Consider the following 15,479-nt stretch of genomic DNA (forward strand, 5'->3'; position numbering starts at 1 on the left):
TTAGAGGCTTGGAAAATGAGAAACGGTTCGCGGCTCCGAAAAAATAGTCTAAGTCCGGCTGGGGTCAAAGCCGGCGGTCCCCGGGCTGAGTGAAAACGTCTGCAATGGGTCTTGGTCGTGTAAAAACGACCTTACAAGGCGGTCGGTCTAGAGGCCAAAACTGAGCCGACGTCAGGTCAGGATCGCGTCGATCAGCGGCCTGATCCCAAGGATATTTATTACTCGGGTCAGATTGTAGGCCAAAACCGATAGGGCCATCTCACCGGCTACCTTTGGAAGGGTCTTGGTCAGGAAGTGCGTCGCTCCCATGCGTGCCTTCATCGTGCCGAACGGATGCTCGACAGTCTCGCGACGAAGGCGCATAGCGAGCGGGTTCGCATCGAGCCGCTGCTGCACGGCGTCGAGCAGATCCTCGTGCTCCCATCGCGTGATCCGTCGCTCTGACCCGGGCGTGCACTGGGCCTTGATCGAACAGCTCTTACAGGCGTTGGTCCAGTAGCGCCGCAGCATCTTGGCGGCTTCTTCGTTTGTATAGCGATACGGCAATCGCTCCCCGGCCGGACAACGATAGGCGTCTTCCTCAGGCAAATAGACGAAGTCCTGCTTACCGAAGCGTCCGTCTGACTTGGCACCCGAAGTCATCGGCTTGGGCAGAGTTACCGTGATGCCAGCCTCGTGGCAGGCCAGGATCTCCGGGCTGCTGAAGTAGCCGCGATCGGCGACGGCCTCGAGCGTCTCAGTCTTCAGAACAGCCTTCGCCTGCATAGCCATATTGGCAAGTTGTGCCCGATCTGAACCGCTGTTCGTCACCTCATGCGCGATGATCAGGTGATGGTCGGTGTCGACGGCGACCTGGACATTGTAGCCGACAACGCCGGATCCACGGCCACTGGTTGCCATCGAACGGCTGTCCGGGTCGGTCAGTGAGATTTGCTGATCCGTTGAAGCGAGCATCTGCTTCTCGTAGGCGGCAAGCTTGCCCATCTCCTCCTTCAGCTTCGTCAGCTTCTCGGTAAGCCTCGTCACCTTCCCCGCAAGCGCCTCGCTCGGCTCCTGTCGGTCGGCCGTATCAAGTTGGCTCAGATAGCGCGCGACGCTCTCCTCCAACTGGGCCCGCCGCCGCTCCACCTTCGCGCGCGTGAAGTTCCTGTCCCGGTTGTTCACGGCCTTGAACTTGCTCCCGTCAATGGCGACGCTGGACGTCGTGAGAAGGCCCATCCCGCGGCAGAGCTCGACAAACTGCGCACATACCTTGCGCAGCGCCAGGCCATTGTCCTTGCGAAAGTCCGCAATCGTCTTGTGATCGGGAGCGAGCCGACCCAGCAGCCACATCATCTCGACATTGCGCCCGGCCTCCCGTTCCAGCCGCCGGCTCGACTGCACTCGGTTCAGATAGCCGTAAATGTAAAGCTTAAGGAGAACCGAGGGATGGTACGACGGCCGACCGGTCGCCGCCGGCTCCGCACCCGCAAAGCCCATCTCAGCCAAACTGAGCGCATCGACAAATACGTCGATCACGCGAACTGGGTTACTCTCGTCAATGAAGTCATCGAGGCATTCGGGCAACAGCGTCCGCTGCCCACGATCCGCCTCTTCAACGAAGCGCCTCATCGATTCCCCCAAAAGAATCACAGGGAATCATAACAGCCGCTCTTCGTTTTCACACAGCCAGGGTCACGAGCGGTCTTCCATCCGAGCGAACTCAATGTCGGAGTGGGTGCCAACAGCAGACATGCGCCTCTCTAGGCGGGAGTGCGCAGCTACGTTTTCGTTACCTCTTTAGGATGCCCGTATCGGTGTTCCAGCTGCCGTACGTCTGCATCTGCAGCTGGCGTGTTGTATGCCGGTCGAGATCCGCTCCCGTTCTGATCAGAACCAATCGCGCGCTTCCACGCCTTCTTGCATTTGACGCGTCTGTTCCGCTGAGTGTGGTCCCGCTCAATCTCAATAGCGTTGAGCCAGGCTACTCGCGCCAGCTAAGCTCGTATCTCCTGCAGATGAAGAACCTCCCGAGCCGCCTCCTGAGCTTTGCGCTATTGAGAACGAGGTTGTGCCCAGCAGAATTGTCACCGCGGTCGCTAGAAGCTTCATCCTTTTCCTCCGTCCGGAGCCAGCAGAGCTAGAACTGGCTCGCAATTCCTGTCGCCGGCGTGCGAACCAGGCTCCAAGCAGAAACGCAACAAAGAGCGACCGCAAAGGCGCTTTCACTGTCACCTCTCCTGGTGGTCCACCAACCCCATTTTGCGGATCGCGTGGTTGAATGCCAACTCCCGGACATGGTGCTGTTTCAAACTGGGCAACCCCCTTTAGGAATTTGATCCCATTGCATACGGACGGCGGCAAGGGACACCCCGCACTCCTCCGGGCAAGCTCTGTATTCAGTGGTGTCTTTCAAATTGTTCACGTCGCAGCAGGGATTGTCGAACTGGCGACCGTAGTGAGCCTCGTGATTGCGCGCAGCCGGCAAACTGATGCCGTTCTCCAGCGCCTACACCGTGCATAATCTCGGCATCGACATCGCGCATCTGCCGACGATCTATCTCGTCTCCGGCCTGTTCAGCATCGTCACGGGACCGCTCGTCGGCCGCGCCAGCGATGCGTTCGGAAAATACCCGACCTTCGTGTTCGGCTGCGCCATGACCGTCCTCATGGTGCTGATCTACACCCATCTCGGCCACGTCTCGCTCGCGACCGCGATCCTGGTCAACGTGCTGATGTTCGTCGGCATCTTCTCGCGCATGATCCCGTCGCAGGCGCTGATGTCGGTGATTCCCGAGCCGAGCCAGCGCGGCTCGTTCAGCGCGGTCAGCGCCTCGCTCCAGCAACTCTCCGGCGGCCTCGGCTCGGTGCTCGCCGGCGCGATCATCGCGCAGGGCGCGGACGGCGCGCTGCTCCATTTCCGGATCGGCTACGTCGTCGTGACCACGACGATCGTCACGCTGGTGATGATGTATTTCGTGCAGAAGGCGGTGGCGGAGCGGGTGGTGTGAGGGGGCGAGAGGACCGATCTGGTGCCTTAGGACCCACACGGCAGCGACGCGGTGATCGCCGCCTGCCATCGCCAACGATCTGAGGTAGCTCTATTTTGGGGTCCGAACCCCCAAAATGGTGCCCAGGAAAGGATTGGGGATCGATCCGTCAAACTACAGCAAAAACAGGGACTTACCTCTGTGTCAAGTCTGACGCTTGTACCATTGGACTGTGCTCATGTCGACCTTACTCTGAATGCCATCCCACATGCGCTGCTAGGCAACGAGACTGCGCCCGAGAGAGCTTAGAGGCGTCGGGGCTAGGTCAGAAGGCCCAATTCAACCCTTCGTGAATGGTCTCTCGGCGCCGGATTTTTAAGCGCGGCGGGACACGTCGCCGATAACTTCAGGGGGTCGGGACGGCAGCCCTGAACTTGAGGTTGAATCGCATTTGAAACTGAAACGTCGATTCTCGTTGTGCTTCAAAGCCGGTCTCGTCCCGATTCTCGCGCCCCGCAATTCCTGTCTGCGTGATCGGACGGATGCTCGATTTCGCGACATATTGCGTCGCGTACGAACGGGGTCGAGTCAGGGAAAAAGAATCCCGTGTTTGCTGGACAAAGCATTGCATGACTCGCTTGGGTCAAGACTGAACGATAAAAACAATAGAGCTGATTACGAACGCTACCCCTGCAATCATTGCGATTTTTTTGTACGGAACCGTATGCGGCTGAAAGGCACCAAAATCACACTGACAATTACAATAATCAGCGACAGGAGCCGCACAAAGAAAATGAGAATCGCCCCTCCCCCAGCGGCCACTTTCAACGGAAAGCTTCGCGGAGCATAGTAGCGCATATCAGCTGGTTCGCGCGCCGAACGAAAAGCGCGGGCATTGCCCGCGCTTAGAAACTATTCCGCACCGAGGCGGCGCAAACCGAGCCGACTTGTTTCGAGTTCGGGCTTGAGCGCGACCGCCTTCCGGAAATCGCTGATCGCCTCCTGCTTGCGCCCGAGCGCTTCGTACACATGCGCGCGGGTATCAATGACGTTCGCATCGCTCGACGCGAGCTTGTACGCCTCTTCCGCATACGTAAGCGCTTCGCTGTTGCGACCGGCTTTGAACAGCGACCACGCGAGCTCGTTGAGCATGTATGCGCTGCGGTTGCCCATTTTGATCACCACGGCGAAATCCTTCGACGCCGAAGCGTAGTCTTTGCTGCTCGCATAAAGACGGCCGCGCCAGCTATACGCAGCGATTTCGTCCGGTTGATTTTGTACGAACATGTCCGCATCGCTGAGCGCCGAGGAGATGTCTTTGAGCGCCGCATAGGTTCGCGAGCGGTAGTAATATGCGTTGCGTGCCTGCGGCGAGCCGACGGCGTCGTCGAATTGGCTCAACGCTGCGCGATAGTCGCCGGTCGCGAAGTCGAGCCTGCCGCGGGTGAATGCCATGCGCGCGTCTTTCTCGCCGAGCGACGCAGCCTTCTCGAGATCTTGCCTCGCCTTGTCGTACTGCTGTTCGTCGATGTAGAACGACGCGCGCGAACGCCACATACGGCCATCTTTGGGAGCGAGCGCGACCGATTTGTTGTAATCGATGAGCGCCTGCTCCTTATTGCCCCGCATGTACAGAATGCCGGCGCGATTCGAATACGGCACGCCGTCGTTCGGTGAATACCGGATGGCGTTGTCGTAATCGGAAAACGCCGCGTCGTACCGCTTCGTGCGATGGTATGCGATGCCGCGCCAGTTATAGGCAAAGCCCGAAGTGCGATCGAATTCGATCGCGGTGTCGCAGTCCCGAATGGCTTTGTCGTATTCCTCCTTGTTCACGTAATGCCCGCAGCGATAGCCGAAGGCGATCGCTGTGTTCTTTTCGTTTTGGAAGCCACCCTTGAGAATACGCGTGCATCCCTCGATACCTTCGTCCGGCAACAGCCCTTCCTCGATGCCGTATTTGCAGTCGAACCAGTCGTCCGCATGCACGGGCGTGGAGCCGATGCCTGCAGCGAACAGCGCGCCTGCGGCAATCATTATTCCGACAAAGATCATTCTTCCCTCTCTCGGTCCACCCGGCTGAACGTCATCGCACTTTGGGTGCCGTTTGCAAGACGCTTCGGAAAAGCGCTCCTTGCTTTTCAGATCCTGCTTCAACGCTTGAGGGCCCTTTCCGCGGCCTGGCAATCTGAAGCCTGCTTGTCTTTCATCTGCGCAAGGAATTCCTCGCGCTGCTTTCTGGCAACATCAGAGAGCTCACGCATGTCACAGGCCCTGGATACATTCTCCATGTGGGGCAAATCGAGCTGAACCTGCTCGACGAACATCTTCTGATAGTCACACTGCGCCTGGAAATACGTTGGCGAGCAACATTTCATTGCATCGATCTTCGCCTGGGCCTTCTTCACGGCTCGATCGGAGTTCTGGTTATGAATTCGCTGGGCATTTTTCGCATCGACGCACTCGTCCGCAAACACCGGACTTGCCAAGACCATCGCTGCAACAATCGCGCTTCTGATCATCGAGAACATCCGCTGGCTCCTGCAATCAATCTGCTATGGATTCGGGCAAACCTCGATCGAGCACTAGCGACTCAGCGATTTTCACGCATAACCCAAATGGGCCATACTACTGCCGGCAATACCATCTGAGTTCGAAACTTCTGTCTTAGCCGCGTAGCACGAAAACTTAGGCCGTCGCCGGGTCCGATTAGGGATGCCATGATTCGTACAAGCCCTCGTGAGACGTCGCCAGATCCACAATAACACCCCTGCGAACCCACAGGAGGCCGACACGTGCCAAGTATCTCCTCATTTGCACACGCCGTTGAAAATCACTGAAAATGCGCGCAAATGCTCTATTCAAATCTTGGGCAGGTCCGAGTCCATGGCGTTACGTGGCTGGCGCCTTGCGCTGAGAGCAACAGAAAGAGCGCCCTTGCGCCCTTGTAGCTGGCCGCCTTGCGGCTGCGTTCGCGGCCAAGCATCACGGGTTTTCTGAGCGAGGCGCAGACCATCCATTCCCAGGAGCGCGAGCGCCTTCGAACGAAGATGTCGAAGGTCGTAAAGCTGGAGCGGTCATCCTTCCAGCCACTCGGAACGATCGCCCGATGTTCACCAAGGCGGCTCAACCCAAACTCCTCTCTTGAATGCGAGGGCGAAGAATTCAATAGACCGACCGGTTTTCCCGAGGATGACCCATTTGGGTCATGCCGAAAGCTTCGCGTGCGGCAACAACGTCATTGTTCGAACCGGACCGATTCGGAGTGGGATTGCCCAGCCAGAGACGGTCCGATACGGTTAACCACTGACTGGTGACGCGGCTCATCCCCGTCGAAGGACTCGTAAAATGTTCAGGACTCTCATTGCCTTCGGTATTGGCATGCTCCTGACAGCGCCAGCTCATGCCCAGCAAAATCGCGCAAAGCTCGAAGCACCGGGCAAGGTGTCGTTTGGTTCAAGCTACGAGCAAGCGAGCGGCGTCCTCGGAAAAGACGCGGAGCCCTATGAACTCGATCCGCCGCAGCCGGGCATGAAGGCCCTTTCTTGCGATAAGTGCGCGCCTTTGCCAAACGTAGAGGGCTTCACGATGTACTTCCAGGACAGCCGCGGACTCGTTCGGTTGGAGGCGTTCGCGATCGCCGGCGGTTTCAAAACCGTCGACGAATGCCAGAAGGCCGACAAGGACATGATGCCGAAACTCGTCGAGCTGTACGGCAAACCTGAATCGAACGTGAACGCCAAGGAAGGCCCCGAGAATAAGCGAATTGCCTCGTTCAAGTTCGCCGACGGCGCTCTCATCCAGCACATCAGCAACATTTCCAAGCCTGCGCGACCCTGCACCTATACGGTCGTCTACAAGAAGGCGCCCTAGCGGCCTAACGCTAATGCGCCGTGGTTTCTCAGGCGGAAATGGGCAGTTCTGGAGGGGTACCAATGCGATTTTTAGTGTCGGTGTTGTTCGTTGCGACGAGCCTTGGCCCAGCCTTGGCTGGTGATCTCGGGTTTGCCTTCGATAACTTCGAGCAGCAGTTCAAGAAATCTCAGGACCTCGTCAAGATCGATCTAGGCCTCGAAAAGGAGAAATGCCAGGGCGACGGAAAATCTCGGGCCTGTACCTACAAATCCAAAGCCGGGACGACCGTCATCATCGGGACAAAAGGCAGCCAGGTTGAGGATATAGTCGCGATTTTCGAGAAACCTGGCGCGAAAGCAGGCTATGAGTTTCTTACGGTATCAGCTTGGGCAATCGCCTTTGGGAGTGGCGTCTCGGATCCGAATGACTTCGGAGCTCAGTATGAGGCAGCGACCGACAGCTATGTGAAACAGGCAAACAGCGGCGCCCCTCGGATCGAGGTCACGGCGGGAAACTACAAGTGGACGATGTTTCGGGTGGGTCCGAAAAAAGACGAAATGTTTGTCAAAGCGTTGAATTAGTAGGCCGTGTACCCATAAATCCGGCCGAGGGGCAGCCTTTGACTCAAGCAGCCATTTAGTTTGTGATATATTCAACGATTTGCTCGTCGAGCCTTCCGTTGATTTTCCGGCTGCGACATTCTGGCTAGGAAGACCTTGATGAAAGCTCGGATTTTCATGCAGAAAAGACTTTTTTCGGGATTGATTGCTGCAGCGTTACTCTGGACCGCGACGGAAACATTGGCTGAAGACGGCGCGAAATGGCGCTGCACCGGACAACCCGATATTGCACCGGATATCCAAATTGATGGCTGCACTGCCGCAATCCGCTCAGGCCAATACAGCGGCAAGAATCTCGCGTGGGCCTACTTCAACCGCGGCAATGCCTATCAAACCAAAGAGGATTACGACCGCGCCATTGCAGACTACGACCAAGCCATCGCGCTTGCGCCGGACGCGGAAGGTCCCTTTGCCAATCGCGGCATCGTTCATCGAAAGAAGCAGGAATACGACCAAGCCATCGCTGACCTCACTCGAGCCATCGCGCTTGGAGGAAAGGATGGACTCGTCTACTTCAACCGCGCCGAAGCCTACAATGGTACAGGCGATCACGACCGCGCCATCGCAGACCTGGACCGAGCGATCGCTCTCGAGCCAAAAAGTGCTGGCAATTACGTCGGCCGTGGAGTCGCCTATTACAACAAGAAAGATTACGATCGAGCTATTGCCGACTTCAATCGGGCAATCGCTATGGATCCGAAATTTGGCGGCGCCTACTACTTTCGCGCGTCTGCGTTCAATGCCAAAAAAGACTTCGATAGCGCCATCGCTGACTATAGTCAGGTCATCGTCCTGCATCCGAAAAGCACTGACGCTTACAGCGAACGTGGCGATGTCTATTTCGGCAAAGGGGATTATGACCGCGCCATCGCCGATTACGGTCAAGCGATCGGTCTCGACCCGAAGACTGCGAACGTCTACGCCAACCGCAGCAGCGCCTATCGCAAAATGAACGAGCATGGCCTGGCCATGGCTGATCTTAATCAGGCCATCGCCCTCGATCCGAAACCGGCTTACCTCAAGGCGCGCGGCGTTTTTCAGTTCGAGCTAGGTGATTTCAAGGCAAGCGCCACCGATCTACTGCGCGTTCTGGAAACCAACGATAGTGCCTACGTGATGTTGTTCCGCTACCTTGCGCGCGCTCGCGCAGGAGAAGCGGCTGCATCCGAACTGGAAGGCAACGCCCGGCGCTTGAACGATAAGTCATGGCCGTTCCCAGTCATTGAATTGCTGGCGGGCAAAAGATCACCAGAGGCCACGCTGGCGGCTGCTACCAAACAGGAAGAGACCTGCGAAGCAAATTTCTACATTGGCGAGTCCTATATCTTGAGTGCAAAGAAGGAACTTGCACAAAAAGCACTGCGAGCCGCTGCCGACACCTGTCCTAAGAGTTTCGTCGAATTTAATGTCGCCCTTGCGGAGCTGAAGCGGTTTTAGCGGTTCTTCTCCGTATCGTAACTTGAGTCCAACAAATGTTAAAACTCCCTGAGTACGATCAGTACCTCCGGCCGAACTCGCTAGGTCTGCTTCTGATGCTGTGGACGGCTTCTGCAGGGGCACGAGAGTGGCGAGGAGTGGGTGCGTCTTGAGGTTCCCCACGATTCGGAGGAGCCTCGCGGATCACAGCGTTGTCGAAGGGCCTGACCACATAGCCGAACGCGGGCGAGCCCCGCACGGATCACAGCCAACTCTTCCGAGATCAGCGTTTGAGGGTACAGGATCATCATCCACATAACCGCGACAAGAATGCGTACCTCTCCGTGACATCGTTGATGATGTCGTCTGCCGGACTCAATCCCCTGGAGAGCCGGATGGGAGCAGTCCAGGAAAGAACTCGAAGGCACCGACCGCCATGGCGCCCCAGGCAACAACGAAAAAGCCGGTGTGAGCGGACGCAGCGCTCGGCAATACAGGTACGAAGATGCCGATCAGCAGCACGGTGCCTCCTCTGGCCACATTGGATGAAACTGTCTGCTTCATTTTCCCCCTCCCCACGTTACAGAATCAGAGACTGTCCGAAGCGAAAACGGCGGCGGCCGTTCACATCGCTGTTGGCGCTCCCGCTTCATCCCGAAGCTGTCGGCGCAGAGACAGCCGAAAGCGCCTGTTGATGCGTACAGGCTCGCGGTGACACTCGAGACTTCCGTTTTCACGGCGGTGACCAGTTCGCGCCGAGAGACCCGAACGATGACAGTACAAAACAGGTCCTCAGTTCGCCGCTCGCCTTGCGCGCTCTGGATCTCGGTTGCAGCACGCAAGTGCCATTCATAGGTCTTCGCGCCGTGGGCAAGCATCTTGAAGCCGTCCGGCAGACCGAATTCCTGCATCACTCTCTGGATGTGCATCCCGACGAGCGGACTTCGTGAGGCGCCGACACTCGATGCGCAAGGAACAAGCGCCAGTACACCGGCAAGCACTAAAGCAGCGCGGCTCGATTTGCGTGCGGCTGGGCTTGCGGGCGAAGATATCATTTAAGCTCTCACGAGCAGCCCCAACTGAGCGCATCGAGTGACATCAGTCGCAGGTTGACGGAGGGAACGGAACGGCCGACGAGATATCGGCTTGCAATCTTCCGCAAACCGCTCGCGACTTCCCCGAGAGCGCAGTCATCGGCATCCCGTGCCGCGCACAGCGTGTTGACGAAGGCTCGCTCGAAATCATCTCGCGCGAAATCAATCGCGGCGCGCAGGAGAAAGCGGGACGCGCGCCGGGAGAAATGCGGCCCCTCCCGTAGCGCTGCGTACCTCTCGGTCTGAACGAACAGGCGGTCGCGATCGTCTCCGTCGGAGATGTCGGGAGCGACGTAGCCGCAGGTCGGACATTCCTGCAGCCAGACGCTCATGTTGAACCGCTCCATACCGGGAGGGGGCTGATCGATATCCCGGGAGCCGATCTCGTTGGTGCTCAGAAGGACCGATTGCTCCGAGGTCTGCCCGCAGCAGAAACACCGCACGTTGCTTTTGCGGTCGTTTGTCATGGAGCGACCGAGCGCAGGATGACCACAGCCCGGCGGCCTCGGCCCAGGCGCAGCCAGATCACGACAGGAGGAAATTCGAGCCACATGCCATCAAACGACAAAATTCGGACCAGCGACCGCTACCGAACTAGCTTGCGGCCGATGCGGCTGCATGACCCAAACGGGTCAGTCAGCTGGACCGTGCTCCGGAACGTCATGCCTGCGGTTTCGGCGTGCCGACTGCTGCCCCCCGATCACCCATTGCGGTCTGTGGCGGTTCTATAATACCATAAGCTCTACGCCAGCGTTTAAAGGTATTCCGTAGAATTCCGGACCGGCCTTGCACTTTGCCTTGCTCTCGCGAGAATTTCCAAGCTGCCGTTCATACCTTTGGAGGAGGGTGTGAGTCGGCTGACACAGGTCAATTTTGGCCTGCCTGTGCGGGACTGCCGCCACGAAACGGCGGGCGCAGGTTGACGCGGAAGGGGGACCGCTCTTGGGGACAAATGGAGTTGATAACGATCGGTTGTCGAAAGTCATCGATCGACTAGGGGAAGCCGCCATCGATCCCGCCGCGTGGCCCGCCATCATGGACGACATCTGCAGAGCGGTCGGCGCATCAGCGGCCATCCTTCTCCAGAGCGACGTTCGAACGCCAGACGTCCCACGGACGCCATCGATCGATGAGGCCCTTCAGCTGTACTTCAAGCATGATTGGCACCTAAGAGATCCGAGAGCCGCTGGATTTCCGCAAATGATGTCCGGCGAGATCGTCACCGACCACGACGTGCTGACGCCGGAGCAGATCCGTTCCGATCCCATGTATAATGAGGTACTGTATCCGTTCGGGTTTCAATGGTTCGCGGGTGTCGGCTTTTGGGCCGAGTCCGCCGCCTGGGCGCTGACCCTGCAGCGAACGGGTCGCGAGGGTTCTTTCGAGGCGCGTGACAAACGCTTGCTGGCGCGGCTTGCACCGCGACTGACGGAAACGGCTACCCTTGCCACTGCAGTGGGCCGCGTGGCGCTCACGTCCATGACCAACGTGCTGAACCAGGTTCAGCAGCCTGCACTCGTTCTCAACCGCCGGGGAATGGTGCTGAGCACGAACGCGGCGGCGGATGCCGGATTTGACGACGAGATCCGGATCAGCAACCGGCGGCTGGTTGTGCGCGACAAGAGCGCGCTCGCAAAACTTGATCAGCTGGTCGACCTGATCCGGTCTACACCCGACAGCATCGCGTCACCTGCTGTCCCCATTCCGGTTCGGCGGACCGCAAAGCCTCCCGTCGTCATCCGCGTGTTGCCCATCGATGGCGCGGCCCGCAACGTATTTCTGGGGGCACGCGCGATGCTGACGCTCTCTAACTTGCTGCCGCGCCCGGCCCCGGACCCCGGCCTCATCGCCCAAGCGTTGGATCTGACACCGGCGGAATCCCGATTGGCCGCGCTGCTTGCAAGCGGGATGTCAATCGACAGCGTCGCCGAGCGGCTGCGCGTTTCACGCGAGACCGCGCGCAACCACCTGAAGTCGGCGTTCTCGAAGACCGGCACCCACCGGCAATCGGAGCTGATCAGCCTCGTTTCACAGCTGATCTGACTCTGGAAGGCTCGAACCGGGTGCATGCGACCAAATCGAGCTCCGGCTGACCCATTTGGGTCATGCCTGGGAGCTCGCCGGCAACGCAGATTCTCCATGTCAAACTTGCTGATGTCCCGGCCATGTCACGATCTCGCAGAGCGCTTTTGATCTTCCTGATGACGGCTTCGCTGCTGATGGCCTGCCCCGGGTTGAGCCTCGCCGGATCATGGAAGTTCGAATTCGACGCGCGAGACGATCCTTCCCTAACCTATTCGCAAGATGGCAAGATCATCTTCCTCCTCAGCTGCGGTCACGCCTTTGCGTTGCACGCGAAATATCCGGGAACGCCGAAGACCTCCGGCAGCGCATCCATCGAGATTAGCAATGCCAGCACGCGCATGACATTGCGCGGCGAGTTCGAAGAGCCCACCGCGGACAATCAAACCACCTTCGTCCAGTGGGACCTCGGTTTTGCAAGGCAAGATCCTGAGCTCTATGGCAATCGCTGGGACAAGGTGATGTTGCGCCTGCTCGACCTGATAGCAAAGGCAGATCCGCTGACGATCGCGAGCAGACAGCAGCGCTATGGAATCCCGCGGGTCGACGTTCCCGGGTGGCGTCACCCGATCGAAATGTGCGGCAGGGATCAATGAGATGCGCCGAACATCATCCCCGCCCCCTTTGTTGCGCTTTCCAACCCGAAACCGGACCGATGAAGAAATCGCTATTCTCCAGGGCGTTGCTTGCACTCGCTGCAGCCCCCGTCTTCTGCATCGCATCACCGAACACCGACCTCGGCTCACACCGAGCACCAGGCAAAATATCTAGAAAGGATCCGTCATGCAAAATGCTTCATTCCGGCTGCTCCTGTTAGCCGCGGTGATTTTCAATCCCGTTGCCTCGAATGCGGCAGACCGGTGCAGGCAAATAGCGGATCAGCTCGACGCAGAGCTCGAGGCAACGCTCAACCGAAATGCCCGTGAACGCGCAGCTATCGCAGATCTGAAGCGGCCCTATGACGGTTTAGCGAAAAAGCTTAAAGACAAGGAAATTACGGGTGCGGAATACAGTGCTGAATCGGAAAAATGGTCTAAGGCGGAAACATGCATGAATGCCGAGAATGGCATGAAAGAAGCCCAAGCCCATTACATCAGGCAACTAAAATACATCGAGGCGAAATGCGATAAGGGACCGATCTCGGACAACGCTTATGACCTTCGTTCTGAAATAAAGCGGCGGGACAACAAATGCAGCGTAGCCGATATTCAAACTCTCGCAAGCATGAAGACGCAGGTGAACGAAATCATGGCCGATAAAGCCGCAAAGGAAGAACCAGAAACTCCGGCCGTGAAGCAGGTCGACGCCAGCCTCAAACAAAGCGAATTTTGCAATGGAATCCGGGCAGCAAGCACACAAGCCTCTACGTTCTTCAAATCGATCATCGGCGAAAAGAAGAGCATCACGGAAGAGGGATTTGGTTTTCCGGGCACCAAAATGCGGGAGCTTCTGCAAAGGGACGTATACACGACTCCGATCGTTCCAGATTTGGATTTTCTTTCGAGCAAACCGTCCTGTGATGTAACGATAGGCTTCAATCCCGTGCTCGTCCAACGGGTGCCACCCACCTATGGCTGCACTTGGAGCTATGAGAAGATTTCCAGAAGGGATCTGGAGCAAAAAGCGGACCGGCTGTTCAATGTTGTCCGTGGATGTTTCGCCGAGGTCTCAGAGGCGCCTGTGCAAGTATACAGGCATTCGTTCATTGCAGAAAAATCAGCGCAGGTGGAAGGTGGGGCGTATTTTGGAGAGGGAAAGCCGTCAAACATTTCCATCCAAATCAGGAAGTACACCCCGGCAGCAGATTTGGCTTGCGCCATGTATCTGAGCTCCAAGAAAGAGGCTGATAGAGAGGTGTGCATGGAGAAGCACATTCGAAATTAGCGGCTTCCCCATCTCAACCTATTCTCAAAGCAGATCAAGCTCCATGAACAAATTATGTGCTACTCGGCGAGCCGTTACGGGGTGACCGCAACCACAATCGTGATCGCCCTGCTCGGCGTTGGCATCTGCCACGCCGGCTGTCCGAATGACTACGTCAGGCTGGACAGCCGCGCCGAGCAGGCAACGGCCGCTTTCAACAGCGCCCATGCATCGAGCCGCTGTGCTAGAGCGAGAGGGCTAGAGCGAGTTGCGATCAAAGCGAATTGTACCCGCAATGACGGATGTAGTTGGCGCATTCTTCGGGGGTAAAGAGGCTCAGAGAGCGGCCAATGAGATCCCAGAGTGCGTCGACGGTTCGTGCCTGGGCTTGTCGCAACAGTTCTTTGAGTTTGGCGAAGGCCATCTCGATTGGATTGAGATCGGGGCTGTAGGGCGGAAGGAACAGCAGGCGCGCACCGGCACCGGCGATGAGACGCGCGGCCGCTTCATTCTTGTGGCTCGACAAATTGTCGAGGATCACCGTGTCGCCTTCGCGTAGCGCGGGGACGAGGATTTGCTCGACATAGGCGAAGAAGCACTCGGCATTGATCGGCCCGTCGAGCACAAACGGCGCGATCAGCCCCTCGCAGGTCAGGCCGGCAAGGAACGTCGTCGTCTTCCAATGTCCGTGCGGCGCATGGCCCAAGGCGCGTGTGCCGACATTGGCCCAGGCGTAACGACGCGTCATCGCCGTCGTCGTCCAGGTCTCGTCGAGGAAGATGAGCCGACCGCCAAGGCTGGTTTGCGCGCACCGCCACGCTTGTCGGCGCTCAACGACGTCGGGACGATCCTGTTCGCTGGCGTGCACGGTTTTTTTGAAGCTGATGCCCTCACCGGCAAAGAAGCGCGACAGCATCGATTTGTCAGCTTCGACGCCATGCCTGCGAAGCAGTCGCTCGGCGATCGCATCGAGCGTCAGATCGTTCTCTTTGCGCCGAAGTTCCAAGAGCCAGTCCCGATGCGGCCGGTCACCGCCGGTCGGCAAAGCCGCCGTGCGCTGCGTTTCTTCGAACGCCTTCACCCAGCGGATCGCGCTTGCGATCCCGATCCGGAATACCCGGGCCGCCTCGTTCCGCGAAAGACCATCCTCAACGACGGCCTTGATCACCCGAATGCGAAGAGCCTCTCCGTGCGCCATCCCTGCCGGCCTCCTTCCGGCCTCAAGGATGAATCACGGTTCGCTCCCTTTGGGAATCCCTGCGATTCAACTCGACCGTCCGTGCCGAGCAGATGCTGTACCGGTTCGTCGAAGAGTACCAGGTCCAGTGCGTGCTGGATCCGGAGATCGTCGATGGTCAGCTGCGGCGATTAAATAAAGCCCAAGCGGCTCAGGCCATTTCGTGTCGCGAGGGGAGATAAAGCCGCCTGCCGCGTTAGTTCGTTGTACCCCCACAGCGATGCAGGGAGGGGACCGGCTTTCCGTTGGCAACAAAACGGCCGTCGCGAACGGTGTATGCTTCTCCATCGGCTGAACGATTGTAGTCGCTATGAATGTTGCCGCTCGCTTCCATTTCAATAGC

At 58.0% G+C, this 15,479-nt stretch carries 13 protein-coding genes and 1 pseudogene; 7 read left to right on the top strand and 7 right to left on the bottom strand.

Going from position 1 to position 15,479, the window contains the following annotated elements:
- Positions 1-171: 171 nt before the first annotated feature.
- Positions 172-1,611: an IS1182 family transposase gene (locus P6U28_RS25065; protein ID WP_407120145.1), complete on the bottom strand. Its 1,440-nt coding sequence runs from the start codon at positions 1,609-1,611 to the stop codon at positions 172-174.
- An 857-nt stretch (positions 1,612-2,468) separates the two neighbouring features.
- On the opposite strand from P6U28_RS25065, the pseudogene P6U28_RS25070 reads away from it, so the two are divergent.
- Positions 2,469-2,990: pseudogene (locus P6U28_RS25070) on the top strand (MFS transporter); the annotation flags it as partial.
- 891 nt (positions 2,991-3,881) lie between these two features.
- On the opposite strand, the gene P6U28_RS25075 reads toward P6U28_RS25070, so the two are convergent.
- A complete protein-coding gene (locus tag P6U28_RS25075; RefSeq protein WP_407120146.1) occupies positions 3,882-5,024 on the bottom strand; it encodes a tetratricopeptide repeat protein in 1,143 nt (380 codons plus the stop codon).
- A 98-nt stretch (positions 5,025-5,122) separates the two neighbouring features.
- The gene (locus P6U28_RS25080; protein WP_122401554.1) at positions 5,123-5,500 is read right to left on the bottom strand and encodes a hypothetical protein; all 378 of its coding nucleotides are present in this window, start codon (positions 5,498-5,500) and stop codon (positions 5,123-5,125) included.
- Between the two features lie 817 nt (positions 5,501-6,317).
- Between P6U28_RS25080 and P6U28_RS25085 the strand changes: the two genes are divergently transcribed.
- The 3 genes from P6U28_RS25085 (at position 6,318) to P6U28_RS25095 (ending at position 8,881) form a co-directional block, all read left to right on the top strand.
- Positions 6,318-6,842 carry a hypothetical protein gene (locus tag P6U28_RS25085; protein WP_407120147.1) on the top strand — a complete coding sequence of 175 codons (525 nt, stop codon included), beginning with the start codon at positions 6,318-6,320 and terminating at the stop codon, positions 6,840-6,842.
- 62 nt (positions 6,843-6,904) lie between these two features.
- Entirely contained in the window at positions 6,905-7,405 is a 501-nt protein-coding gene (locus P6U28_RS25090) for a hypothetical protein (protein WP_407120148.1), read from the top strand.
- Positions 7,406-7,543: 138 nt separating this feature from the next.
- The gene (locus tag P6U28_RS25095) at positions 7,544-8,881 is read left to right on the top strand and encodes a tetratricopeptide repeat protein (protein ID WP_407120149.1); all 1,338 of its coding nucleotides are present in this window, start codon (positions 7,544-7,546) and stop codon (positions 8,879-8,881) included.
- A gap of 354 nt (positions 8,882-9,235) precedes the next feature.
- On the opposite strand, the gene P6U28_RS25100 is transcribed toward P6U28_RS25095, so the two are convergent.
- The 3 genes from P6U28_RS25100 to P6U28_RS25110 all read right to left on the bottom strand — a co-directional run bounded on the left by P6U28_RS25100 (position 9,236) and on the right by P6U28_RS25110 (position 10,286).
- A complete protein-coding gene (locus P6U28_RS25100) occupies positions 9,236-9,424 on the bottom strand; it encodes a hypothetical protein (protein WP_145986990.1) in 189 nt (62 codons plus the stop codon).
- A complete protein-coding gene (locus tag P6U28_RS25105; RefSeq protein ID WP_407120150.1) occupies positions 9,421-9,771 on the bottom strand; it encodes a hypothetical protein in 351 nt (116 codons plus the stop codon). The genes P6U28_RS25100 and P6U28_RS25105 overlap by 4 nt, the downstream gene beginning before the upstream one ends.
- A gap of 152 nt (positions 9,772-9,923) precedes the next feature.
- Entirely contained in the window at positions 9,924-10,286 is a 363-nt protein-coding gene (locus P6U28_RS25110; RefSeq protein ID WP_407120151.1) for a hypothetical protein, read from the bottom strand.
- An 868-nt stretch (positions 10,287-11,154) separates the two neighbouring features.
- Between P6U28_RS25110 and P6U28_RS25115 the strand changes: the two genes are divergently transcribed.
- The 3 genes from P6U28_RS25115 (at position 11,155) to P6U28_RS25125 (ending at position 13,920) form a co-directional block, all read left to right on the top strand.
- Positions 11,155-11,997 carry a helix-turn-helix transcriptional regulator gene (locus P6U28_RS25115; protein ID WP_407120152.1) on the top strand — a complete coding sequence of 281 codons (843 nt, stop codon included), beginning with the start codon at positions 11,155-11,157 and terminating at the stop codon, positions 11,995-11,997.
- 158 nt (positions 11,998-12,155) lie between these two features.
- Positions 12,156-12,632: a hypothetical protein gene (locus P6U28_RS25120; RefSeq protein WP_407120153.1), complete on the top strand. Its 477-nt coding sequence runs from the start codon at positions 12,156-12,158 to the stop codon at positions 12,630-12,632.
- Between the two features lie 187 nt (positions 12,633-12,819).
- Entirely contained in the window at positions 12,820-13,920 is a 1,101-nt protein-coding gene (locus P6U28_RS25125) for a hypothetical protein (protein WP_407120154.1), read from the top strand.
- A gap of 253 nt (positions 13,921-14,173) precedes the next feature.
- On the opposite strand, the gene P6U28_RS25130 is transcribed toward P6U28_RS25125, so the two are convergent.
- On the bottom strand, positions 14,174-15,097 hold the full coding sequence (locus P6U28_RS25130) for an IS630 family transposase (RefSeq protein WP_407120155.1): 924 nt from the start codon (positions 15,095-15,097) through the stop codon (positions 14,174-14,176).
- Between the last annotated feature and the right edge of the window lie 382 nt (positions 15,098-15,479).

It is taken from the genome of Bradyrhizobium sp. STM 3561, from assembly GCF_045571455.1.
Taxonomy (GTDB): Bacteria; Pseudomonadota; Alphaproteobacteria; order Rhizobiales; family Xanthobacteraceae; genus Bradyrhizobium; species Bradyrhizobium vignae.